22 protein-coding genes are annotated in these 25,243 nt (G+C 38.8%); 15 read left to right on the top strand and 7 right to left on the bottom strand.

Going from position 1 to position 25,243, the window contains the following annotated elements; translation table 11 throughout:
* Positions 1 to 31 precede the first annotated feature (31 nt).
* Genes POF52_RS16220 through POF52_RS16230 form a run of 3 tightly spaced genes read left to right on the top strand, consistent with a single transcriptional unit; the run spans position 32 to position 4,925 of the window.
* Entirely contained in the window at positions 32 to 1,216 is a 1,185-nt protein-coding gene (locus POF52_RS16220; RefSeq protein WP_271993450.1) for an exonuclease SbcCD subunit D, read from the top strand.
* A complete protein-coding gene (locus POF52_RS16225) occupies positions 1,213 to 4,605 on the top strand; it encodes an AAA family ATPase (RefSeq protein ID WP_271993451.1) in 3,393 nt (1,130 codons plus the stop codon). Before POF52_RS16220 ends, POF52_RS16225 begins: the two co-directional genes overlap by 4 nt.
* Before the next feature lie 14 nt (positions 4,606 to 4,619).
* Positions 4,620 to 4,925 carry an HNH endonuclease gene (locus POF52_RS16230; protein ID WP_176585137.1) on the top strand — a complete coding sequence of 102 codons (306 nt, stop codon included), beginning with the start codon at positions 4,620 to 4,622 and terminating at the stop codon, positions 4,923 to 4,925.
* 46 nt (positions 4,926 to 4,971) lie between these two features.
* On the opposite strand, the gene POF52_RS16235 is transcribed toward POF52_RS16230, so the two are convergent.
* The 6 genes from POF52_RS16235 to POF52_RS16260 form a co-directional block, all read right to left on the bottom strand.
* On the bottom strand, positions 4,972 to 5,190 hold the full coding sequence (locus POF52_RS16235; protein ID WP_013081708.1) for a spore germination protein: 219 nt from the start codon (positions 5,188 to 5,190) through the stop codon (positions 4,972 to 4,974).
* Between the two features lie 50 nt (positions 5,191 to 5,240).
* Complete coding sequence (locus POF52_RS16240) at positions 5,241 to 5,681, bottom strand: spore germination protein GerPE (RefSeq protein ID WP_271993452.1); 441 nt, start codon at positions 5,679 to 5,681, stop codon at positions 5,241 to 5,243.
* Positions 5,682 to 5,693: 12 nt separating this feature from the next.
* Positions 5,694 to 5,870 carry a hypothetical protein gene (locus tag POF52_RS16245; protein ID WP_013055355.1) on the bottom strand — a complete coding sequence of 59 codons (177 nt, stop codon included), beginning with the start codon at positions 5,868 to 5,870 and terminating at the stop codon, positions 5,694 to 5,696.
* On the bottom strand, positions 5,867 to 6,583 hold the full coding sequence (gene gerPC, locus POF52_RS16250) for a spore germination protein GerPC (RefSeq protein WP_271993453.1): 717 nt from the start codon (positions 6,581 to 6,583) through the stop codon (positions 5,867 to 5,869). Before gerPC ends, POF52_RS16245 begins: the two co-directional genes overlap by 4 nt.
* 89 nt (positions 6,584 to 6,672) lie before the next feature.
* Positions 6,673 to 6,948, bottom strand: a complete 276-nt coding sequence (locus tag POF52_RS16255) for a spore germination protein GerPB (RefSeq protein ID WP_016763006.1) — start codon at positions 6,946 to 6,948, stop codon at positions 6,673 to 6,675.
* Between the two features lie 30 nt (positions 6,949 to 6,978).
* Positions 6,979 to 7,200 carry a spore germination protein gene (locus POF52_RS16260; protein ID WP_013055358.1) on the bottom strand — a complete coding sequence of 74 codons (222 nt, stop codon included), beginning with the start codon at positions 7,198 to 7,200 and terminating at the stop codon, positions 6,979 to 6,981.
* A 198-nt stretch (positions 7,201 to 7,398) separates the two neighbouring features.
* Here POF52_RS16260 and POF52_RS16265 point away from each other — a divergent pair, with 198 nt between their 5' ends.
* Both POF52_RS16265 and POF52_RS16270 read left to right on the top strand, forming a co-directional pair.
* Positions 7,399 to 8,571: a DUF418 domain-containing protein gene (locus POF52_RS16265; RefSeq protein WP_271993454.1), complete on the top strand. Its 1,173-nt coding sequence runs from the start codon at positions 7,399 to 7,401 to the stop codon at positions 8,569 to 8,571.
* A gap of 78 nt (positions 8,572 to 8,649) precedes the next feature.
* Positions 8,650 to 8,997: a DUF1516 family protein gene (locus POF52_RS16270; RefSeq protein ID WP_013081713.1), complete on the top strand. Its 348-nt coding sequence runs from the start codon at positions 8,650 to 8,652 to the stop codon at positions 8,995 to 8,997.
* 40 nt (positions 8,998 to 9,037) lie between these two features.
* Here the strand turns inward: POF52_RS16270 and POF52_RS16275 are convergent, their stop codons facing one another.
* Positions 9,038 to 9,598 (bottom strand): DUF2777 domain-containing protein, encoded by a 561-nt coding sequence (locus POF52_RS16275; protein WP_074893849.1) that lies wholly within the window; start codon positions 9,596 to 9,598, stop codon positions 9,038 to 9,040.
* Positions 9,599 to 9,769: 171 nt separating this feature from the next.
* Between POF52_RS16275 and asnB the strand changes: the two genes are divergently transcribed.
* The 10 genes from asnB (at position 9,770) to POF52_RS16325 (ending at position 25,242) form a co-directional block, all read left to right on the top strand.
* Complete coding sequence (gene asnB / locus POF52_RS16280) at positions 9,770 to 11,617, top strand: asparagine synthase (glutamine-hydrolyzing) (RefSeq protein ID WP_176585133.1); 1,848 nt, start codon at positions 9,770 to 9,772, stop codon at positions 11,615 to 11,617.
* A gap of 328 nt (positions 11,618 to 11,945) precedes the next feature.
* The gene (locus POF52_RS16285) at positions 11,946 to 13,478 is read left to right on the top strand and encodes a phytoene desaturase family protein (RefSeq protein ID WP_271993455.1); all 1,533 of its coding nucleotides are present in this window, start codon (positions 11,946 to 11,948) and stop codon (positions 13,476 to 13,478) included.
* Entirely contained in the window at positions 13,475 to 14,932 is a 1,458-nt protein-coding gene (locus POF52_RS16290; RefSeq protein ID WP_271993456.1) for a phytoene desaturase family protein, read from the top strand. The genes POF52_RS16285 and POF52_RS16290 overlap by 4 nt, the downstream gene beginning before the upstream one ends.
* A gap of 58 nt (positions 14,933 to 14,990) precedes the next feature.
* Positions 14,991 to 15,839, top strand: a complete 849-nt coding sequence (locus POF52_RS16295; RefSeq protein ID WP_271993457.1) for a phytoene/squalene synthase family protein — start codon at positions 14,991 to 14,993, stop codon at positions 15,837 to 15,839.
* Between the two features lie 427 nt (positions 15,840 to 16,266).
* Positions 16,267 to 17,781: an alpha-amylase family glycosyl hydrolase gene (locus POF52_RS16300; RefSeq protein WP_271993458.1), complete on the top strand. Its 1,515-nt coding sequence runs from the start codon at positions 16,267 to 16,269 to the stop codon at positions 17,779 to 17,781.
* A 57-nt stretch (positions 17,782 to 17,838) separates the two neighbouring features.
* Complete coding sequence (locus tag POF52_RS16305) at positions 17,839 to 18,873, top strand: LacI family DNA-binding transcriptional regulator (RefSeq protein ID WP_013055369.1); 1,035 nt, start codon at positions 17,839 to 17,841, stop codon at positions 18,871 to 18,873.
* A gap of 367 nt (positions 18,874 to 19,240) precedes the next feature.
* On the top strand, positions 19,241 to 20,788 hold the full coding sequence (gene pruA / locus POF52_RS16310; RefSeq protein ID WP_271993459.1) for an L-glutamate gamma-semialdehyde dehydrogenase: 1,548 nt from the start codon (positions 19,241 to 19,243) through the stop codon (positions 20,786 to 20,788).
* Between the two features lie 23 nt (positions 20,789 to 20,811).
* Entirely contained in the window at positions 20,812 to 22,017 is a 1,206-nt protein-coding gene (locus POF52_RS16315; RefSeq protein ID WP_271993460.1) for an ornithine--oxo-acid transaminase, read from the top strand.
* 103 nt (positions 22,018 to 22,120) lie between these two features.
* Positions 22,121 to 23,800 (top strand): M20/M25/M40 family metallo-hydrolase, encoded by a 1,680-nt coding sequence (locus tag POF52_RS16320; RefSeq protein WP_271993461.1) that lies wholly within the window; start codon positions 22,121 to 22,123, stop codon positions 23,798 to 23,800.
* Between the two features lie 23 nt (positions 23,801 to 23,823).
* Complete coding sequence (locus POF52_RS16325) at positions 23,824 to 25,242, top strand: amino acid permease (protein ID WP_176585125.1); 1,419 nt, start codon at positions 23,824 to 23,826, stop codon at positions 25,240 to 25,242.
* The last annotated feature ends 1 nt before the right edge of the window (position 25,243 follow it).

The raw sequence follows: 25,243 nt of genomic DNA on the forward strand, positions 1-25,243 counted from the left end.
TCTTCTTTTTCACCAATAAGGAGAGAGTGACATGCGTTTATTACATACAGCGGATTGGCATTTGGGGCGAACGTTAGAAGGTCGAAGCCGCCTGGCTGAGCAAGCACAGTTTTTAGATGAACTGGCAGACATTGTGGAAGAAGAAAAGATAGATGCTATTCTTATGGCGGGAGATGCCTTTGATACGGTTAACCCTCCAGCAGCGGCAGAGCAGCTTTTTTACGAAAGTATGTCTAGGTTGAGCAACAATGGAAAACGTCCGATTATTGTTATTGCAGGTAATCATGATAACCCAGATCGGCTGTCGGCGGCTTCTCCATTAGCTGTTCATCAAAATATTACGCTTCTTGGTTTGCCTACTACCGATGTAGAGGGCATTTACATTCCTACATCAGATGAAATGTTAAAGGTTGCGGCTCTTCCTTACCCATCTGAATCAAGGTTAAAGGAACTGTTAGCAGAAGAAAATGATGAGCTGGTTCTTCGAAACTCATATGATGCCAGAGTAAAAGGTATTTTCGACAAAATGAGTGAGCAGTTCACCACAGATAGCGTTAATATTGCCATGAGTCATATTTACGTAGCAGGCGGAAGTTCAACGGACTCAGAACGTCCAATTGAAGTAGGAGGAGCTTATACGGTGGCGGCAACTAGTTTACCTGCTAATGCTCAATATGTAGCATTAGGACATTTGCATCGCCCGCAAATGATCAATCGCGCCAGCACCTTTGCAAGATATTCCGGTTCACCTCTTGCCTATAGTTTTTCAGAGTCAGGCTATGCAAAGTCCGTTACCATTTTAGACGCTAAGCCAGGAAAAGAGATTGAGATGACTGAAATTCCATTATCCAGCGGAAAGCCTTTGACACGTTGGAAAGCGAAAAACGGATTGTCAGAAGTATATACGTGGCTTGATGAGCAAAAAGATACGCAGGCATGGGTTGATTTAGAAGTTCACGTAGAAGATGCACTTTCACTAGAAGAAATCCATCGCCTTCGCAAGCTTCATCCAGGCTTTATTCATATCCGTCCGGTATTCAAAGCAGAAAAACTAGCACTTGAAACAAGTTCACAGCGCGAAGTGCCGATCGAAGAACTGTTTACAAAGTTCTACAGCAGGCAAACCGGCGGAGGGGCACCTGATACTGAATTAGTCAAACTGTTTTTAACCTTGATTAACGATGAAGAAGTATCGGAAAAGGAGGATGAAAAATGAAACCTATTAACTTGACCGTTTCGGGGCTTCACAGTTTTAGAGAAAAACAAACTGTCGATTTTGAAGCGCTGTGTTCAGGCGGTGTGTTTGGAATATTTGGTCCTACAGGAAGCGGGAAATCCTCCATTTTGGATGCCATTACACTAGCTTTATACGGAAAAGTAGAGCGTGCAGCCAATAATACACAAGGAATTTTAAATCACGGGGAAAATGAACTGAAAGTATCGTTTACGTTCGAGCTGGAAAACGCTAGTCATAAAAAACGCTATACTGTTGAACGAAGCTTTAAACGGACTGATGAGCTTCGTGTAAAATCAGCTTCAAGTCGATTGATTGAAATCGAAGATGAAACGTACGTATTAGCAGATAAAACAAATGATGTAAACCAGCAGGTACAGGAGCTTCTTGGTTTAACAATTGATGATTTTACAAGAGCTGTTGTATTACCGCAAGGAAAATTTGCGGAGTTTTTATCGTTAAAAGGAACGGAGCGTCGTCAAATGCTTCAGCGTCTTTTTAATCTCGAGCAGTACGGAGATCAGCTTAGTAAGAAAATACGCTATCAAGTTCAGCAGCTAAAGACAGACCTAGATAAAATCACGGCAGAACAAACGGGATTAGGTGACGCTTCAACAGAGAAAGTAACGGAAGCGGAGCAGCTTGTAAGTGATAGCATTATACTTTTGGAAAAACGAGAAAAAGAAGCGTCTGATTTGCAGGAAAGATACGATCAGCAGGCGTCTCTTTGGAAAGCGCAGCAGGAAAAAGCACTGATAGAAGAAAAACTAGTGCATGCTTCTAAGCAGGAAGAGGAGATTAGACAAAAGCAAGATGTGGTGACGAAAGCTCAGCAGGCAGAACGTCTTTTTCCCTATTTAGAAACATTTGAACAAGCTGAAAAGCAGCAGAAGCTTTACGAAGATAAAGTAGAAAAATTAAAAGCACAAATTGTTCAAAAAAGTGAGGAATATAAGCGATCAAATAATTTATATGAGCAGGCTCGCTTACAAAAAAATGAACAGCAGCCCAAATTAGTTGTTCAAAAAGAACAGCTTCAACAAGCTTCTGATCTTCAAAAACAAATTAAAGAAGGACAGCAAGAAATAAAAGAAGCGGAAGTTTCTCTTCAGCAAAAGCAGCAGGCACTTCAAGCGAAAAATGATGAATTAATGGAAGCAGATAAGCGGTATCAGCAAGGCTTGACTCTTCAAAAAGAGTTAAAAGAAGCATTAACAAAAGTGGAAATTCAACCTGATTATCGGCAGGCAGTTCAGCAAGCGTTTTATCGTTATCAAGTATGGAATAACGATAAAAAAAATCTAGATGAAGGTCAAAAAACGTATAAAGAAAAAGCCGAACAGCTTAAGCATTTGCACACACAAAAACAAACACACCAAGAGAGACATCAGCAAACAATAGAACAAAGTAAAGGGTTATTTTCAGATATTCAAGGCTTGTATCACACCGTATGTGAGCGGGAAAAAGAGTTTCAGCAGCTTTTTCAACAAGCAGATCGTTTAATGAGCGATCTAAAAAGACGCAAAGAAAAAGAATGGTCGCGCCGTCTGGCTCATCAATTAGCTGAGCAGCTGACCCAAGGTGAGCCTTGTCCAGTTTGTGGCTCTGAGAATCACCCTAACCCCGTATTACACCAACATGAAGATGAAATCACAACTGAATCAGCGGATCAGTTCGAAGATCAAGTTAATCAATTGCGTGAACAGCGATTTAGCTATTCTTCGCTCAAAATGCAGCTTGAACAGCTAGCTAAACCTCTTGTTGAAAAAATACCTGAGTTAGCTGAGTTTATGAACGAAGCTGGCGAAGTTCCTGCTTTAGGAGAAATGGATACAGATGCCTTTGGGCATTATGCTAAGAAAATAGAAGTTGAAATCAAATCTCTTGAGCAGGATTATTTGCAGGTAAGTGAAAAACAGCAAGCAATTCTCGGGCAGATACAAAAGGTCCAGCAAAGTCTTGAAAAGATTGAATTAGAGCTTGCTCATTATCAAAAAGAACAAGCTGAATTAGAAGGGAAAGTAAATCAGCAAAAACAGGTGCTACAAGAAGGAAAAGAAGCTTTTCAACAAGACTATCCTTCCTTTGTATTTGAAGAGATGGAAAAAATTAATGAAAGGCTGACTGAAAGAGAAAAAGAAGAGCAGACAATAAAGGCTCGAATTGAAAAAAGCAGCGTATTTTTTGAAAATCAGCAAAAGAAAATCGAACGTCTAAAAGAAGAGAAATATGCGGGCGAAAAAGAATTTACAGAATTAAAAGCAATGCTGTCTCATAAACAATCTCTTGTTCACTCGCAAATTGAACGCTTGCGTACGCTTACAGATCAAGAAGATATTGAACAGGCGTTGCAAAAAACACTTCTTTTACTTGGGGAGTTAGAGACGAATGAACAGCAGGCATATCAACATTGGCAGACTGTTCAAAAAGCGTATCAAACGCTGCAAATGGATGAAAAAGCAGCGAGCGAATCTCTAGAAACAGCTTATATGCAGTATAAAAAAGCAGCTGAAAAATGGGAAGAAGCTATAGGGAATTCTTTATTCAGCGAAGGAAAAGAAGTTCAGCAAGCTTTGTTATCACATGATGAGATGAAATTGTTGGATGAAACTGTCCAGGCTTATTGGGACAACATAAAACAGATGAAGTCATCAATTGAAAAGTTAAATATCCAGCTGAATCACCAGTCCATAGAAGAGCAGCAATTTGAAGAAACTCAGCAGCTGCTTCATGATATAAAAGCGGCTGTGAAAGAAGCCGTTCAGCTCAAGGGAGCAGCTGAGCAAACGTTAAAAAGCGTTAAAGAACGACATGAGCGATTTTTAGTGCTTGAACAAGACCGTGAAGAAAAACAAGCGTTATTTGAACAGTATCAAAAGCTTCAAACAGTATTTAAAGGAAATGCTTTCGTGGAATATATTGCTGAAGAACAGCTGATGTCCGTTAGCCGAGATGCTTCAGAGCGTCTGGGTATATTAACACGTCAGCGTTATGCCATTGAAGTTGATTCCCAAGGCGGCTTTATTATGAGAGATGATGCCAATGGAGGCGTAAAACGTCCGGTTTCAACTTTATCTGGTGGAGAGACGTTTTTAACTTCGCTGGCTTTAGCCCTTTCATTATCTGCACAAATTCAGCTAAGAGGAGAATATCCACTGCAGTTTTTCTTTTTAGATGAAGGATTTGGAACACTTGATGGAGAGCTTCTTGATACGGTTGTTACAGCGCTTGAAAAGCTTCAATCAAATAATTTATCAATTGGAGTCATCAGTCACGTTCAAGAACTTCGCGCTCGTCTGCCAAAACGTTTGATTGTTGAGCCATCCGAGCCTTCTGGCAAAGGAACTAGTGTAAGAGTAGAAACTTTATAGGGAAGGAAATCTATATGAAGAAAAAAGACAGGCGGATAGGAACATGCGAATTATGCGGAAGGCAGGAGGTCTTGACGACCGTACATCATTTAACGCCAAAGGAAATGGGCGGAGCGTTTGAACCAACGGCAAACTTATGTATTCCGTGTCATAAACAAATTCATGCATTATATACAAATGATGAATTAGCCATTCGTCTTAATACGATTTCTTTATTACAAGCTGATTCTAAAATTAGCTCTTTTATTAAATGGATTCGTAAACAGCCTTCTTCTAAATTACCTAAAACAAAGAAATCAAACAGCCGAAAATCCAAGTGAATAAAAAACCCCTTATCTGCTTTAGTAGCAAAGATAAGGGGTTTTTTTAAGCGTTTGCTGCTATATTTTGATCGAATAAATCTGGATCTAACGTATTTGTTCCTGAAATGCCGTTATTTGTATTAACAAAGTTACCTGTATTTAAAGAACCAGAGCCTGACGCTGTTTTAGCGGAACTTTTTGGAGAAACATAAAACGTATCTCCAAACGTTACGACACCGCCTCCGACGCTCATGATACTAACGGGTCCAATTATTGCTGGCATGAGATTCACACCCTTTTTTCGTGATATTAATTTAGTATATGAGCAGCTTTTTAAAAGGTTCGCTCACTGCTGCTAGCTTGTGAAGAAGCACTGCTTGATGTTCCTGTTTCAGCTTCCTTTGAAGGTTCATCGTTGATCAGTTCGCGAATATGCTTAATGCGGGCTTCTGCATAAACATTACACGTTGATCCAATATGAATAACTGACGAGAATGAGCACCCTTTTATATCAATTCTGTTAACGCGGATCAAAGGTATTTCATTCCATGTTTGAACGGGAATAGGTTCGTGATCGCCATGAGGAATAGGCTCATTAAAGATAGCGTAATCATCAAAGTTTCCTTCTCGACCGTAGAAAAACGGATACTGTCTCCGATCAGCTAAAGCTTTATTAAGTAGATGAATTTCTGTTGAATCTCCAATTTGGCAAAAGGAGCTCGCCGACAAGGAATTAATTTCTATATAATTAACAGAAGATGTGCGTGAAAGCATAGGTAAGCTCCTTTATGATAACGATAGTGGAACATAAGGGCCGATAATCAAAGATTCAGCCGGCGTATCAAATGTTGAGGATAGAGAGATGTAATTGGCATCACCAATTAAAAAAAGAGAAGAAGAAGATACGCCTGTAATACTAACGTCTCCAACAAGCAATTCGCGGTTTACAACGTTAAAGTTCATGAAGGGGGTCCACCTTTCTTTAAAGATTCAGGTAAATACGTTAAAAATGCATCAATTCCTTTTTTCATATCTTCATAAAGTTTACCGATAATTTGAGGTTTAATTTGTTCAAAATTTCGTTCCATTTCTTCCGGCTGAACTTGCTGTATATAAAAAGTAATCCGCTGCTGCAGCTGCTTTTTAATATCTTCTAAAATAAACTCGTAGTACGATTCATCAATCATCATCGAGCGCTCATCAAGCACATGTTGAACCATAGAAAATCCATATTGATTAAGCTCAGCTAAAATCGTTTCGTGGATATCAGAGACCCACTGTTTTTCTAGCTGGCGGTCCAATGGTTTTAAGCTAGGATTTTGTGGTCCAGGACCTCCGGGTTGTCCCGGCTGCTCACCTTGAGGCGGCTGCCCTTGTGGCTGAGCTTCTTGCGAAAACGTTACTTCTGGTTTCTCATTGATAATGATATCTTCTAAATTATCAGGCGTAAGAGGGTTTAATCCAATATTTAATGTTCCATCTAATGAATCAATTTTTAACTGTTCAAATTTATATTCAATTTTATCAATTTTAATAGGTGGCTGTTCACCTAACTCTTTTATTTTTTTCTGAAGTTCTTGTACGTTTTTTTCAAGCTGAGCAATGCGTCCTTCTTGCTGCTCAATATACGAAGACATTTGCTGAACATACTGATGTACCTGCTGAATATAGTCCATGTTATCCACCTTCAATCACCTCGATTCCCTTATCTTCTGATAAAGAAAATAGTTATATATATACATATGGCGATGAAGGTTGTAACATGTCAGTCGTTGTCTCGAACTGGGGGAGTTAACGACTGTGAGAAAGGAGCTGGGGCAGTGCCCGCGCCGGTTCCGGGAGTAAAGGTAGAAGGGGAAACAGATCCAAGAATGCCTTTTTTTGTTTCAGTAGGTGCAGCGCCTGTAAACCCTCCTGTATTAAAGAGATTTGAGTTTGGTTTAATGACACCGACGCTTCCAATTTGAAGTACCGAAGAGTTACTTACAGCACTGATTTTCATACTTTGAATACAGATACTTTGATTCACATAAAAGTTCATAAGCATCCTCCTGTATGAGCTTCATTTCTATTATAGATTTCCAGCGACATTTTGATCATTTACGTCATTGTCTGACGTATTGGTTGAGCTCTGCTGATTCACAACATATAATCCGTCACCTGTATTAAACGAACCTGCGCCAGCAAATGTTTTAGCAGTGGAAATAGGGGCTATTGTATAAACATCTCCAATATGAAAGACGCTGGCTGAACCAACACTGTTAAGATTAACAACACCAACAATGGCAGGCATAGGCAAACACCCTTTTAATTTAGTCTAGTAACAGCATATGAAGCCTAGACAAAAAGGTGATTAATGCTTTTTCTTTATCTATATGCCGAAAGTAAGCAAAACATTAAAGAGAGGAATGGAAATAGTAAACATTGAAGAAAAACTTTTGCGTTCGATATAATGTGAAAGCAATAATGAAATAATGTAAGGTGTGAAAGAATGAAACGTTTCAAAATGAAGGCAGCTGATAAAGAACAGCGCATTGAGGCAGCAGATGTATTAAAAGGAATCGCGCTTATTGGTATTTTGCTCATGAACATGCCGAATTTTTATTCACCTGCTTCCTATTACGACCATAATTTGTTAGACGGTTCAAGAATGAATTATGTTGCTAATGGATTAGTTGATGTAGTTGTAGGGCAGACAGGCTACGCGCTGCTCGCTATTTTGTTTGGATTTGGTTTTATGAAAATGTTCCAGCGTACATACGAAAGGCAAGTAAGCTTTACTCCTTTTTATGTACGAAGAATCACGGCTTTGCTTCTTGTTGGTGCTATTCATGCTTTATTTATTTGGCACGGTGATATGATTGTGATGTACAGCTTCTTCGCTTTGATGATGCTATTTTTTCAAGAAGCAAAGAAAGAAGTGTTATTAGCGTGGGGAATCGGAATATTTAGCATTTATGCTGTGATTATGATTGTTATTTTAACAGCAGCGGCTTTTGTTAACGAAGGAGAGACAGCAGCGGGAATTCACCAGCCTATTATTGACCAGGCGCTTCAAGCATATAGACACGGAAGTTTTGCGTCAATCTTTCATCAGCGCTTGCTTGATTGGTACTACGCGTATAATTTAAATACGGTTCCTTTTCTGTTTTTATCGCTATTTCCACTGTTTTTATTAGGCGGTTTTATGGCAAAAAGCGAGTGGTTCGAAGAAATAGAAGAATATATAGTGGAGACAAAGTGGCTTTGTCTTATTTCATTCATCGTGTATGCAGCATCATCTGTATTGCCGTATGTTTTAGATCACAATGTAGCGACATCGTATATTCACGATACAATCGGAGGAACGGCAGGAGCAATTTTTATTGTAACGTTGGTCGCATTAGCTATGCGAAGTGTATCTATTCAAAAAGTCATGCAGCCATTTGCCCTTTTGGGGAGAATGATTTTAACTAATTATATTGTCCAGTCCATTGTATGCACATTTCTTTTTTACTCATATGGGTTAGGATACTACGGACATATTTCAATTGTAGAAGGCTTGGCTATTGCGGGGATTATCATTTTTATTCAACTGCTGGGAAGCCGGATATGGATGAGCCTATTTTCAGATGGACCCCTTGAAAAATTCATTCGGTATGCTACTTATGGACGCAGCCGCTAAAAATCCTTTTCCTTCCTTATATTATTGGTGAAGGAAAGGTTTTCATGATATGATATTTTCAGAAAGGACGTGAGATGAATGGCTCCACTACATATTCATGTAACGCTTTGGACATTATTAATTATCTCGTTTGTGGTTTCGTTGATTTTACATCGAGCAGGTAAAGCTAAAGGTCAAAAAATCCTACATATGGTGGCGAGACTCCTATACTTATTAGTATTAGTATCAGGTCTGCATATGTTAGCAGCTTGGTACCATTTTCAAGGCGCAGCGCTCATTAAAGGAATTGCCGGAGTGTTAGTGCTTGTGGGAATGGAAATGGTACTTGTTCGTACTGAAAAAAGAAAGCGTACAGGCGTTGCCTGGGGAGTGCTTGTAATTGCGCTTATCTTAGTATTCTATTACGGATATGTCGTACTAGGATAAGAAAAAAGCTATCTTGGATAAGATAGCTTTTTCTTTTGCTTTAATCTAAAAAAAGATTCATTGAACGTTCTCCATCATTAACGGTATATTCAAATCGATCTAGGTGATGCGTGCCTCGTTCGAATAAATGCTGAACGGCACAAATTTTTTCCTCATTGTCATAAATGATAAAATTAGCACCTTTTGTATCACCGTCTGTCGGTAAAAAACATAATGTGTTGTGACAGTAAATACAATCATAAAGAGAGAATTTTAATGAATTTAAGTGCTGAGTGAATGATAAAAAGGTCTCTTTCGGTAGTGATTGAAGAAGCTGTTCGTATGCATAAGGTAGCTTTTTAGTCAGTCTTAGCTTATCCCCATTTCGCAATAAATACGTTCCATCGTGAAGCTTTATTTGACGGTCATCAACCATAATGGCTTTTTCCCAGCGTGTATCAATAAGAAGTTCTAAGGTATCATCCATTACTTCATGGAGCATGGAAGCTTCGTCACTTTCATCTTCAAAGAAAATCCACTGTGAATCAACACATTCAACCGTACCAATCACGAAGGAACGCGGCTGATTGTTCAGAGCTTGTTGTTTAAAATAATGATTCATAATCAAACCTCCGTGTGAAATTTATCCATATTTTTTTATTGCCTAAAAAAGCTCTCTTTATAACTCGAAAGTGAAAATAAAATATAAGGACAATTCAACTGTAACTATTGCGTGCATACAATGGCATTATTTCATTCATAAACAAGAGCGTGAAAGAAAGGATGATAAACGATGTGTGGTATAACGGGTTGGGTCGACTTAAAGCGATCGCTTTTAAATGAAACAGCAACAATAACAAAAATGGCTGACACTTTATCGAAAAGAGGTCCTGATGACACCAACGTATGGACACAGCAGCATGTTGCTTTTGGGCACAAACGCTTAGTTGTAGTAGATCCTCAAGGCGGAAGACAGCCCATGACAAGAGAAAAAAATGAACAGCTCTATACGCTTTGCTATAATGGAGAGCTTTACAACACGGAAGATATTCGGAAAGAATTACTAAAAAGAGGTTATCAATTTCAGGGACATTCAGATACGGAAGTACTTTTAACATCTTATATAGAATGGAAAGAATCATGCGTAGATCATTTTAACGGTATCTTTGCTTTTTCAATCTGGGATGAAGCCAATGAAAAGTTATTTATAGCACGCGACAGAATGGGAGTGAAGCCTTTATTCTATCGATCTTATGAAGGTGGAATTCAATTTGCATCGGAATTAAAAGCGATATTAGCTCATCCTGAGGTGAAAGCGGAAGTAGGATTAGATGGATTAGCAGAAGTGTTTGGCTTAGGACCTTCTCGTTCTCCCGGCCACGGCGTATTTAAAGAAATAAATGAATTGCGCCCGGCTCACGCGCTCACACTTACTCGTAACGGGTTGAAAATTTGGCGATACTGGAACGTGAAAAGTGAGCAGCATACAGATGATTTAGGTGAAACTACAGAAAAAGTTAAATTTTTAGTGCAAGACGCGATTGTAAGACAGCTAGTGTCGGATGTCCCGGTTTGTACATTTTTATCAGGTGGAGTAGATTCAAGTGCCATTACAGCAATTGCTGCAAATGCGTTCAAAGAAAGCGGCAAGGGCTCTCTTCATACGTATTCTATCGATTATGAAGATAATGATAAATTTTTTAAAGCAAATGAGTTTCAGCCAAATTCTGATGGAACTTATATCAAGCTCATGTCGGATACGTTTCAAACAAATCATCACCGCTGCATTATTTCAACGGAGGACCTTGTGCAGCATTTAACAGAGGCTGTAGAGGTGAGAGACCTTCCTGGAATGGCTGATGTAGATTCATCGCTGCTTTGGTTTTGCCGTGAAATCAAACAAGATTTTGTTGTGAGCTTATCAGGAGAATGTGCGGATGAAATTTTTGGAGGATATCCGTGGTTTCACCGAAAACATGATTTGTCTTCGGATACCTTCCCGTGGATGCGTTCATTAGACGCTCGAATTGATTTGCTGCAAAGTTCATGGAGAAAGAAATTACAGTTAGAAGATTATGTGCGTGCAAGATATGAAGAAACATTAAAGGAAGTGCCTGAATTAGAAGGTGAATCGTTAGAAGATGCGCAGCGGAGAAAGCTGTTTTATTTAAATCAGATTTGGTTTATGACAACTTTATTAGATCGTAAAGATCGTATGAGCATGGGCGCGAGCTTAGAAGTACGCGTACCTTTTGCAGATCATCGCCTTGTGGAATATGCATGGAATATTCCGTGGGAGATGAAAATGACGGGCAATAAAGAGAAGGGGATTTTACGAAAAGCGCTTGAAGGAATTTTGCCTCATGACGTTCTTTATCGCAAGAAAAGCCCTTATCCTAAAACGCATAACCCAGCTTATACAAAAGCTGTAACTGTATGGCTTCAATCTCTTTTACAAGATAAACAGTCACCTCTTTATGAATTTTTTGATAAGCAACAGTTAAAGCATATTATTGATACAGGCGGAGAAGGATTTAAAGCACCGTGGTTTGGTCAATTAATGACAGGACCTCAGCTACTAGCTCATCTAGCTCAAATTCACGTCTGGTTTAATCACAATAATATTCAAATTGTGGAATGACAGAACCCTCTCAGTACAGAGGGTTTTTTTTTATGAAATAAAGTCATCTGTTTCTCTTTTTTGTACGTTTAACTAGAGAAGAAGACCGCAGTCTATTTTTGTATAACTTTACATAGATATAAAATAAAAGCTTGAAAGCACCGAATAAAGGGAAAGTGTACTGAAACCCTGGAAAAATAGTACAAACGTCATATTTTAATGGTTTAGTTATTGGTAATTTATTGATAATTTTATGATTCGAATAAAGACAAGCAGTTTATCGTTGTGTTTAATAATAAAGCTTTGTATAATGTTTGTATAACTATTGTATAGGGTTAGGAGTGTATGTATGCAAAAAAACGTAATCGTGATTGGAGCAGGTCCAGGAGGACTAGCGGCAGCGATGCTGTTAGCAAGTCATGGCTATAAAGTAGATGTATATGAAAAGCAAGGATACGTGGGCGGGCGAAATTCAGCGATTAAAATGTCGGGTTATACGTTTGATATGGGTCCTACATTTTTGAGCATGCCACAGATTTTTGAAGAATTATTTCAAGCTGCTAATCGCAATGCGCATGAATATATGGACTTAAAGCGTCTAAATTCCATGTATGAGCTTATTTTCGATGATGCGCAGATTCAGATGACGGATAACCATAAAAAGATGAAAGAAGAAATCGAACGTTTATACCCAGGAAACGGAGAAGGCTATGAGCGCTTTATGAAAGACACCGAAGCAAAGATGGCGGCTTTGCTGCCTTTATTGCAGGGCGAGATGGATCGTTTTCATCACTATTTAAAGCCTGAAGCAATTCGAGCACTGCCGCATTTATCCTTAGGTAAAACGCTCTATGATGTACTTGGCAAGTATTTCACCGATGAGAAATTGAAATTAGCTTTTACTTTTCAATCGAAGTACTTGGGAATGTCCCCTTGGGAATGTCCAGGAGCCTTTTCTATTTTATCGTTTATGGAACACGCTTACGGTATCTTCCATCCAATAGGAGGAGTAAACCAACTATCTCAAGCAATGGCAAAAGTAGTGGAAGAACATCAAGGGCACATCCACTTAAACCAAGGTGTCCAAAAACTATGGATTGAAAATAAGAGAGTAAAAGGAATTATTCTAGAAAATGGAGAGCAAATAGGGGCAGACGACGTCATTATCAATGGAGATTTTGCTCATGCCATGACGAATTTAATAGATGAAGGTACCCTTAAAAAATATGCAGTTAAAAAACTTGAAAAGAAAAAATACTCTTGTTCTACTTTCATGATTTATCTAGGCATAGACAAACAGTACAAAGATCTGCCTCATCACACGATTGTGTTCGCTGAAGATTATAAAAAAAATGTAGAAGAGATCACAAAAACGCTAGCTCTTTCAGAGGACCCTTCTATCTACATCCAAAACCCAGGTGTAACAGACCCAACTTTAGCACCAGAAGGAAAGTCTGCTCTTTATATTTTAGCCCCGGTTCCAAATAATTTCAGCGGTGTAAACTGGGATGAAAAACAAAAAGATTTTCGGGATGCAGTATTAAAAATTGTAGAAAAGAAAACGGGTTTCAAGGATTTAGAGAGTCATATTGAAGTTGAAAAAATCATTTCACCAAAGCAGTGGGAAGAAGACGTGCTGGTCTATAAAGGAGCGACGTTTAACCTTGGACATCAGCTCACTCAAATGATGGTGCTGCGTCCGCATAATAAATTTGAAGAATTAGAAAACTGCTGGCTAGTTGGAGGAGGAACTCATCCAGGAAGCGGTCTACCAACTATTCTGGAATCATCTCGCATTACGACAAAGCTCATCTTAAAAAGAGACGGACAATTACTGAATGAGCCGTTTAAAACCATGAAGGAAATGGGGAGTGCATTATGAGAACAGCAATTGTTGGAGGCGGCATAGGCGGTTTGATTACCGCTTTGTTATTAAGCAAACGAGGATTTTCTGTTGATATTTTCGAAAAAGAAAACAAGCTTGGCGGCCGGTTGGCGTTTGTAGAAAAAGACGGTTATAAAATTGATGAAGGTCCCACGATTGTCTTACTGCCTTTAATGCTTGAACGTATTTTAGATGAAGCAGGCATTTCCGCTTCTCAATATGAACTAATACGCTGTGATCCACTTTATGATATTCATTTTCCAGACGGTACGACCTATACAAAAAAAGCGACTGAAAAAGATCAGTTAGAGGAAATTAGCCGTTTGTTCCCAGGCGAACAGCAAAACTACCGGCGTTTTATGACTGAATTAAAAAAGCGATTTGAATTAGGAAGTAAGGCATTTTTGGAAAAAACATTTGTAAATAAACGAGATTTTTGGACATGGCAAAACATCAAGGCATTAAAAAAAATGGATGCAAATAAATCAATGAGAAAATTTGTTTCAACGTATTTCCGTGATGAGCGTCTAGTAGATGCCTATTCCCTGCAATCTCTCTATATTGGAGGAAATCCTTATTCGGCGCCAGCTATTTATTCCCTTGTTCCTTACAGTGAGCATGCTCATGGCATCTATTACGTAAAAGGCGGATACGCAAGTCTTGTGCCACTTCTTGAAAAGGCGCTGATAGAGCAAGGTGTAAACATTCATTTGAATAAGGCGGTTCAAGAGCTTTCTATATCAGGAGACAAAACGGAAGGGGTTATTGTTGACGAAAAACTTTATCCATTTGATCAAGTTGTTTTAAATGGCGACTTTCCTAATATGGCGAAAATTGCTCGAAAAAAAGAAAAGAAGTATGTGCCTTCGTCCAGCTGTCTATTGCTTTATCTTGGTTTGAAGAGAAAATATGATCATCACAATGTGCATCAATACTTTATGGGCAATGATTTAGCTAAACATATGGAATCAGTGTTTAAGCATAAAATGATTCCTGAAGATCCCGCTATTTATACATTTAATCCCTCTGTTATTGATCCATCGTTAGCCCCTGAAGGGAAAAGTGTGCTATATGCACTTATACCGGTTCCATCAGGTGACCACATTGATTGGAGCAATCAGCAAGGTTTTGTTGATGGAATCATTCGAACTTTAGAAGAAAAAGGGTTTGAAGAGCTTCGTAAAAAAATAGAGTGGGTAAAAGTACGCACGCCAAATGATGCTCAAGCATTTGGACTTTACGAAGGAGGAAGCTTTGGTATTGCTCCTGAGCTATTTCAATCAGGCGTATTCAGACCCCAGTACCAGCCGTACGAATATAAAAATGTTTTTGCGGTCGGAGCATCTATTCATCCAGGCGGAGGCGTGCCAATTGTTATGCAAGGGGCAAAAATGTTAGCTGATCATCTTATTGAACAATCATCTGTTCAAACGGTTGCAAAGCTTTCTTAAGATCTTGTAAGCCATAAGGAAATGATGGTTTATCCTTTAATAGAGAAAGGGGTCCTATATGATGAACATTTCGTTAGACAAAGCGTACAATCAGTGTGAAGAAATTATTAAAGAAAACTCAAAAACGTTTTACAAAGCTTTTTCCATGCTGCCGTCAAAACAAAGAAAGGCAGTATGGGCAGTATATGCATTTTGCCGTCAAGTCGATGATATTGTAGATGAAGGATGCAACCCTGAAATAGAGCTGCAGCAATTCGAATCAGAATTTGCCCGATTTAAAAATGGAGAACTATTAAACGAAAGCGCCATGTGGGTAGCTCTGCGCAATGTATTTGAACAATATGAGATGAATGTTCAAGCGTTTGATGATATGATTACCGGCCAGAGAATGGATTTAGTAAAAAAAGAATACGATACGCTTGATGAAGTGAAAACATACTCTTATCATGTAGCGAGTACGGTAGGGTTAATGCTTTTACCGATTTTAGCTCCAACTACTCATAAAGAATTAGAAGAAGAAGCAGTTGCATTAGGCATTGCGATGCAGCTGACCAACATTTTAAGAGACGTTGGGGAAGACTTAGAGCGAGGGCGCATTTATTTACCGAAAGATTTTATGAATTCTTACGGATATACGCGCATGCTATTAGAGAACCGGTGGGTCACTTCTGAATTTATAGAGATGTGGGAGCACCTGGCCAAAGAAGCGGAGATGTATTATATAAAAGGACTTCAGTCGATTCATAAATATCCGGTCGCTTCTCGTTTGCCTCTTACAGGAGCGGCGCATTTATACCGAGCGATTCTTGATAAAATTCGAAAAGAAAATTATGACGTATTTACAGAAAAGCACTTTGTCACAAGCCAAGTGAAAAAGAAAATTATGACATCTATTTCTACGGGGTAACGCAAAGGAATTACTTTTCCTTTGCGTTACTTTTTTTTGAAAAGATATGAAAACGTTAACTATTATGTAAATAAGAAAAAAGTCTCAGCCAAGAAGAAATTGCTAGTTTAGATTTTGCTGAACACGGTTCATCCGCATACGAATTTCGTGAAAGTTTCGTAGCGACAGAAGATGGTAACCTTCATCCTGAATTTGGTGTTGGATTGATTGATCGATTAAATAAAGTTGTTAAAGTATCGGATAAACCTCATATCTCGAACGTAAATGAGACGGTATAGCAGTATATAGATGGAAAAAAGTGATTAAAAGTAAAAACTTTTAATCACTTTTTTTGTTTTTATCAACTTATTTAACAATAATGTAAGCGTTAACGTTATAATGGAAACAAAAGTGAGTTTGAAACAGTTCGTCTATAGGAGGGGAATAGATGAAATGGAAAAGGACAAGTATGCTGCTTATACTATTATTGCTTTTTGGAAGCAGTGCCTCAGCGCAAGATCATAAAGATATACGTGATGAGGTAATATACTCATTGATGATCAACCGTTTTTATAACGGAAGTGAACAGAATGATCGAAATGTTAACTATGAACGTTCAGATGCCTATTATGGAGGCGATTTACAGGGAATAGCACAAAAGTTAGACTATATTCAAGAGATGGGATTTACCGCTGTTTTATTAACTCCTTTTATAGAAAATGATGAGACAGGCTATCATGGATATGCGGTGACCGACCATTATAAAATAGACGATCATTTTGGAACGTTAAAAGACTTACAAAATCTTGTGAAGAAAGCACATGAGCGCAATATAAAAATTATGGTCGAATTTCCTTTGACAATCAGTAACAATCATCCCTGGGTAGCAGATAAAGAAAAACAAACATGGATAAGTAATGAATCGGGTACAGATAACGAAGTAATTAAAGCATTGCCTCACCTTAATTTAAAAGAAAGCGCTGTGCAGAAATACCTTATTAAAAATGCTGCTTGGTGGAGCAAACAAGCAGATATTGACGGATATTACGTTAAAGATATCGATCAAGCTCCTTCTGCATTTATTTCATCCTTTTCTAAGACGCTAAAAAGCATGGATCCTTCTTTTCTATTAATAGGAGAAATAAACGGGCAACCATTAAAAAAAAATGAGCAGGCTGATTCGTTAGGAGTAGATTTGCTTGTAGATAGAACGCTAGCCGAAGCCACTGCTGCTACGTTTAGCGGTACTAATCGTCCGCAGAAAATGTTGTATGACAAGTGGGGAAAAGAAAGTAATCAGCCTTTAGCCAATTTTTTAGATGATGTTCATAGCACACGTTTTACAGCACAAGCATTAAAGAGTGAAAATCATCCTGGAGCCCGAACAAAGCAAGGGCTTTCCTATCTTTATACTTCGCCGAGTGTACCAATCGTTTTTTATGGAACGGAAATTGCGCTGAATGGGGGAAAGGGAGCAGAAAATTATGGCATGATGAATTTTTTAGCTAATCCCGATATTATAGATCATTTAAAAAAACTGTCTGAACTTAGAGCAAAGTCGCCTTCTCTTCGAAAAGGAAGCTTTACCCTTGTGTCTGAGCAAAAAGGTGTGGCTGTATACAAGAGAAGGTATAAGGACGAAACGACGTTTGTTGTGATTAATAATACAAAGGAAACGTCGGCCATTAATGTCCCGCTTGAAAAAGTTGGAAAAGAAAATGAACTAAGAGGGTTAATAACGGAAGGAATTATACGACCCGTTGACGATGTATACAACATTTCATTGGAGCCTGAGACCACAAATGTATATAAAGTAGTGAAAAAGTCAGGGTTTAATATTGGATATATCGCAGCGGTTGCTGCTGTTTATACGGGATTTGGCATCTTTTTGTACAAAGCATCTTCAAAAAGAAGAAAAGAAAAGAAAATTTCTCAATCTCGTAAAAAGGACAGCGCGTCGTAGTTGTCAAATTATATTGGATAAGTATTAATGAAGAAAACATAATTAAGAGGTGGAATTATGGGTGTAACAATAAAAGATGTGGCAAATTTAGCAAATGTAGCCCCTTCGACGGTATCTCGCGTCATTGCAGACAGCTCAAGAATTAGTGAAAAAACAAAACAGCGCGTGCGATCGGCTATGAAAGAACTTGGTTATCACCCAAATATTATTGCGCGAAGTCTAGCAAATCAAACGACAGAGGCAGTCGGCCTAGTGATGCCGAGCTCAGCAGACAAGGTGTTTCAGAATCCATTCTTTCCCGAAGTGCTAAGAGGAATCAGCACCGGAGCTCACGAAAACAAAAGAGCGATTTATATGTCCACTGGAGAAACGGAAGAAGAGATTTTTGCAGAAGTTGTTCAAATGGTACAGGGAAGACGAGTGGATGGATTAATTTTGCTGTACTCCAAAGTTGATGATCAAGTACTTTCTTATTTGCAAGAACAGAGCGTGCCATTTGTAGTTATTGGAAAGCCGTTTAAACATAGTGAAAGCATCACGTTTGTTGATAATGATAATTTTAAAGCTGGAAAAGAAGCGACGGAATATTTAATTGAATCTGGACATGAGCGTATTGCTTTTATTGGCGGAAGTCTTGAATTAGTCGTTACCATTGACCGTTTAACAGGCTATGATAAAGCGATTCAAAAAGCAAACATTCCTTACCGGGACGAGTATGTAATTCATGAAGAATTTCTACAGAAGGGAGGAAAAGAAGCTGTTTGCGAACTTTTATCTCTAAAAGAACGTCCAACGGCTCTGGTAGTAGCAGACGATCTAATGGCATTAGGCGTTTTAAATACATTGGATGAAATGGGGATTTCGGTTCCTGAAGACATTTCGATTGTCAGTTTTAATAATGTTCTGATCGCCGAAATGGCTAGACCTGCTCTCACATCTATTGATATTAATATTTTTGAACTTGGTTATCAGGCTGTACGCTGCTTGATTAAGCAGATTGAAACGCCATATGCTGTTGCAGAACAAGTGCGCGTTCCTCACAAAATGATTAAAAGACAATCCTGTAAAACCATTCAAATGACGAAGAGATAACTTTATAAACGAATAGAAAGAGGCTGGAACAAAAGCATTGTAGTTGAAGGAAGATCCGAACGAGTTTGATTCTTGATGGAGAATCAAACTCGTTCGGATTTTTTCGTTTGTAGCGTAAACGTAGGTAGCTGCTTCTTAGCTGTTGATTTAAGTATGTCTCAATATATTCTTATGCAAAATATATTGGCGTTTGAAGTGCAAAAAAAATAAACACCTGCAAATTATTTTTTTCTTTATCAAAAAGAAAGAATGATATAAGTGGTGAAAACCTTGATGACAAATAGGCTGTAAAGTTTTATTAAAAGTTGGCACGCTATTTGCATAACTATAAAGTAAACAAAGATTTGCATACTAGGAGGTATATATCATGGTAGTTTCTTATTCTCATGAACCATTTACAAATTTTAAGGACGAAAACAATAAAAAGGAATTTCAAGAAGCATTAACATATGTAAATACACAGCTGGGCAAAACGTACCCGCTTGTGATCAACGGTGAAAAAGTGGAAACTGAAGAGAAAATTACGTCTGTTAACCCAGCGAATATAAAAGAAGTGATTGGATATGTCTCTACAGTAAATAAAGATCTAGCAGAGCAAGCGATGCAGTCAGCTTTAAAAGCTTTTGAAACGTGGAAAAAATGGAAAGTAGAACATCGCGCGGATATTCTTTTCCGTGCAGCGGCCATCATCCGTCGCAGAAAGCATGAATTTTCTAGTTATCTTGTAAAAGAAGCAGGAAAGCCTTGGAACGAAGCAGATGCTGATACAGCAGAAGCAATTGATTTTTTAGAGTACTACGCACGCCAAGTCCTGACGTTAAAAGATGGTTCTCCAGTACAGAGTCGAGAAGGTGAGTATAATCAGTACAATTATATTCCGCTTGGCGTAGGTATTATTATTTCACCATTTAACTTCCCGTTAGCTATCATGGCTGGAACAGCAGCAGCAGCTATCGTAACAGGCAACACGATTTTATTAAAACCAGCTGATGCCACTCCTGTAGTAGCAGCGAAATTTGTAGAAGTAATGGAAGAAGCAGGTTTACCGAAAGGCGTATTAAACTTTATTCCTGGTGCTACACCTGAAATCGGTGACTACTTAGTTGAACATCCAAAAACACGTTTTGTTTCGTTTACCGGCTCGCGCGCAGTAGGTTGCCGCATTTACGAAAGAGCAGCAAAAGTACAGCCGGGCCAAAAATGGCTAAAACGCGTTATTGCTGAAATGGGCGGAAAAGATACGGTGGTTGTAGACAAAGATGCGGATCTGGATTTAGCTGCTTCTTCAATTGTATACTCTGCATTTGGTTTTGCAGGGCAAAAGTGCTCCGCTGGTTCTCGTGCTGTTGTGCATCAAGATGTGTATGATGAAGTGCTTGAAAAAGCAGTTGCGCTAACAAAAACATTAACCGTTGGAAACCCGGAAGAAGTTTCAACTTATATGGGACCTGTTATTCATGAGGCGTCGTATAACAAAGTATTATCGTATATTGAAATTGGAAAAGAAGAAGGACGGCTTGTTGCGGGAGGAGAAGCAGACAATTCAACTGGATACTTTATTCAGCCAACTATTTTTGCGGATGTAGATGAAAAAGCTCGTCTCATGCAAGAAGAAATTTTTGGTCCGGTAGTAGCATTCTCTAAAGCGCGAGATTTTGATCATATGATGGAGATTGCAAACAATACAGAATATGCATTAACAGGCGCTTTATTATCAAACAACCGCGAGCATATTGAGCGCGCTCGTGAAGAGTTCCATGTTGGAAATTTGTATTTTAACAGAGGATGTACAGGAGCGATTGTTGGTTACCAGCCTTTTGGCGGATTTAATATGTCAGGAACGGATTCAAAAGCAGGCGGACCGGATTATCTTGTTCTTCACATGCAAGCAAAAACAACATCTGAAACATTCTAATTAGAAAATAAGGAGGAGTAAATATGACAACTGAAACACAAAAAACGGTGAAAATCATTGAGCAAACAGAAAAATTTGGGGCACACAACTATCATCCGCTGCCGATTGTAATTGAAAAGGCAGAAGGCGTATGGGTACACGATCCAGAAAATAATAAATATATGGATATGCTAAGTGCTTATTCCGCTGTTAACCAAGGACATCGTCATCCAAGAATTATTGAAGCATTAAAACGTCAAGCTGATAAAGTAACGTTAACGTCACGAGCGTTTCATAATGATCAGCTTGGTCCATGGTATGAAAAGATTTGTAAATTAACAAATAAAAATATGGCTCTTCCAATGAATACGGGAGCAGAAGCGGTGGAAACAGCCATTAAAGCTGCACGCCGCTGGGCTTACGATGTGAAAGGCGTTGCTGAAAATCAAGCACAAATCATCGCATGTGTGGGCAACTTCCACGGTCGTACAATGACAGCTGTTTCCTTATCGTCTGAAGCAGAATATCAACGTGGCTTTGGACCGATGCTTCCAGGGCTTCAAACCATTCCTTATGGTGATTTAGAAGCGTTAAAAGCTGCTATTACACCAAATACAGCCGCATTTTTAATTGAGCCAATTCAAGGTGAAGCAGGTATCGTTTTACCTCCAGAAGGCTTCTTAAAAGCTGCAGCTGATTTATGTAAAGAACATAATGTGCTATTTATTGCTGATGAAATCCAAGTTGGCTTAGCGCGTACAGGCAAAATGTTTGCTTGTGATTGGGAAGGCGTAGAACCAGATATGCTGATTTTAGGTAAAGCGCTTGGAGGAGGAGTTTTCCCTATTTCTTGCGTAGTCGCTAACGAAGACATTTTAAGTGTCTTTAACCCTGGCTCTCATGGTTCAACATTTGGAGGAAACCCGCTTGCTTGTGCCGTATCATTAGCTGCTTTGGAAGTAATTGAAGATGAAGAACTTCCAGCGCGTTCATTAGAATTAGGTTCTTATTTCAAGCAGAAGCTCCAAAGCTTAAGCAATCCAGTTATTAAAGAAGTGCGCGGCCGAGGTCTATTCATCGGGGTAGAATTACACGAAGAAGCTCGTCCTTATTGTGAAAAATTAAAAGACCAAGGTTTGCTTTGTAAAGAAACGCACAGTACGGTTATTCGTTTTGCTCCGCCGCTAACGATTTCAAAAGAAGAGTTAGACTGGGCAATTGAACGAATTGAAAAAGTATTTGCTGAGTAATCGGTTTAAAATAAATAAAAATAGTACGATATGTATATATCGTACTATTTTTATTCATATGCAGCTAAATAACGTTTTTATTTGATAGGCAGGAGGAATAGAAGTGTATATCCAACTCTCACAGCTAAGCATGGAAGAGCAAGTTGAATGTTTAACAAAAGCGTTAGTGAAAATCAAAAGTATCAATGGGACAAGCGGCGAAGTAAAGATTGCTGATTTCATTAAAAACACGCTTCAAAGTTTTCCTTATTTCAAAGAAAATCCCCTCCACGTTTGGGAACAGAAAGTTAATGGCGATACGCTAGGTAGAAAAAATGTATTTGCTTTTATTCAAGGCAGCAAAAAAAATGCTCAAACAATGATTTATCACGCTCACTTAGATACGGTTGGCATTGAAGATTTTGGTCCATTAAAAGACATAGCATTAGATCCAGAAGAACTTCAGCGCTATTTCTCTACGCATAACATTAATGAAGATGTACAGCGAGATGCTCGCTCAGGTGAATGGATGTTTGGAAGAGGAGCCGTTGATATGCAAAGTGGAATCGCTGTACATTTAGCCAATGTGCTGCATTTTACTAAGCATCCAAATAAATTAGAAGGAAACGTCCTTTTTATGGTCAACCCAGATGAGGAAAGCCAGCATGCTGGAATTATTTCTGCAGTTTCTGAACTGAACCGTTTGAAAAAAGAAAAAAATCTTTCATATGTAGCAGCGATTAATACCGACTTTATTACACCTCTTTACGATGGAGATTCCACGCGCTATATTTATACAGGAGCCGCTGGGAAACTGCTTCCATGTTTTTATATTTACGGAAGGGAGGTACACGTAGGAGATACGCTTGCTGGTATAGATCCTAATTTGATTGCATCTGAGATTACAGGAAGCATCCATAACAATATTAATCTAGCTGAAAATATTGAAGGAGAGCTGGTACTGCCACCTTCCTGTCTGTATCAACGAGATAATAAAGAGGCTTATAATGTGCAAACTGCTGTAAGCAGTCATTTGTATTTTAACTATTTCATCTATGAACGAACGGCAAAAGAAGTGATGAGTCAATTAATTGGATTATCAATCGAAGCATGTGAAAAAGTGGAGAAAAAACTTTCTGATTATTACGAACTTTTTGTTCAGAGAACGAATTTACCAAAGCGAAACTTGTCTTGGAAAGTGGATGTTGTGAGTTTGGAAGATTACCTGGAAGAATTGGATCAAAAAGGGATAAATGCTCAGGATTGTATTGAACGAGCTTTCGAACAGTATGCGCATTTAGAACTTAGAACAAGGTGCTTTAAAGTAATTGAAGAACTTCAAAAGTTAGATCCGCATCAAAGTCCGCGCGTAATTGTCTTTTTTGCACCGCCTTACTTGCCTCATAATCACTTGAAGAAAGACGAAAGCAGAGATCAGCAGCTTCTTTATCCCTTACAAGCAGCTGTGGAGAAGGTTGGAAAACAGACGGGAGAGACGTTTCAGTTTAAAAAATTTTTTCCCTACTTAGCGGATGGCAGCTTTTTATCTCTTCATGAGACAGATGAGGAAATCGATGCTTTTACACGTAACTTTCCGGGGTGGGGGATTGCAGGGGCGATTCCTTTCCGTGAAATTCGAGAGTTAAATATTCCGTCCATCAATATAGGAGTATATGGGAAAGACGGACATAAGTGGACAGAGCGAGTGTATAAGCCTTATTCGTTCGGAGTTCTTCCTAAGTTGATTCAAGAAACAACTGTTCAGATGCTAAAAAGTAGGCATGCTTGTACAAACCACATATAAGAAAATGAAGAACGGAGGTACCGATGAATAGACATACAGAACAAAACCAATTACAGAGAACAATGAAAAGCAGACATTTATTTATGATTGCGTTAGGAGGCGTGATTGGAACAGGCCTATTTTTAGGTTCGGGTTTTACTATTAGCCAGGCAGGGCCGGGAGGAGCCATTCTTGCATATATAATAGGCGGCTTCCTCATGTACTTAGTTATGCTTTGTTTAGGAGAGCTAGCGGTAGCAATGCCGGTTTCAGGTTCCTTTCAAGAATACGCTACAAGGTTTTTAGGACCTTCTACAGGCTTTATGATTGGATGGCTGTACTGGTTCAGCTGGGCAAATACCACGGGGCTTGAATTTACGTCAGCAGGAATTTTAATGCAGAGGTGGTTTCCTGATGTACCTATATGGTCATGGTGCTTGATTTTTGGTGTCATTACATTTTTAATTAACGCTCTTTCTGCTCGAAGCTATGCTGAAACTGAGTTTTGGTTTTCGAGTATTAAAGTTACGGCTATTATTCTATTTATTTTAATTGGAGGAGCTGCTGTTTTTGGTTTTATCGATTTCAAGGGAGGAGAACCCGCCCCGTTTCTTTCACATTTCACCCAAGGCGCAGGTCTTTTTCCAAATGGAATACTGGCAGTTTTATTGACTTTAGTAACGGTTAACTTTTCGTTTCAAGGAACGGAGCTTGTCGGCATTGCAGCAGGAGAAAGTGAAAGTCCTGAGAAAACGTTGCCGAGATCTATTCGAAACGTCATTTGGAGAACGCTGTTTTTCTTTGTGTTAGCTATGTTTGTTTTAGTCTCTATTCTGCCATACAAAACAGCAGGCGTCATTGAAAGTCCGTTTGTTGCCGTATTAGATCAAATTGGCATTCCATACGCAGCGGATATCATGAACTTTGTCATTTTAACAGCCGTTCTATCAGTGGCGAACTCCGGCGTTTATGCTGCTTCTCGTATGCTTTGGTCACTGTCAAACAGCAATATGGGGCCAAAACCTTTGAAGAAATTATCTTCAAAAGGTGTTCCAATTAACGCATTAATTGTGACAATGATTATTTCAGGGTGCTCGTTGATTACAAGCGTCGTGGCTGCTGAAACCGTATATCTTTGGTTTATTTCGATTTCAGGAATGGTGACCATTATTGTTTGGATGTCCATTTGTGCCTCTCAATTTATGTTCCGCCGTCGTTTTTTAGCGGAAGGAGGAGACATAAAGGAATTGAAATTTAAAACGCCGCTTTATCCGTTCGTTCCTATTCTAGGTTTTTGTTTGTATGGACTTGTATTAATCAGCTTAATTTTTATTCCGGATCAACGAATTGGTCTTTACTGTGGTGTCCCTTTAATCATTGTACTCTACGTGTATTATCACGCAGGAATCAAGAAAAATATTGATCAAAAACAATCGGATTCACCGGTTTATAAAGCAAAATAAA

Source organism: Priestia sp. AB (assembly GCF_028369225.1).
GTDB lineage: Bacteria > Bacillota > Bacilli > Bacillales > Bacillaceae_H > Priestia > Priestia megaterium.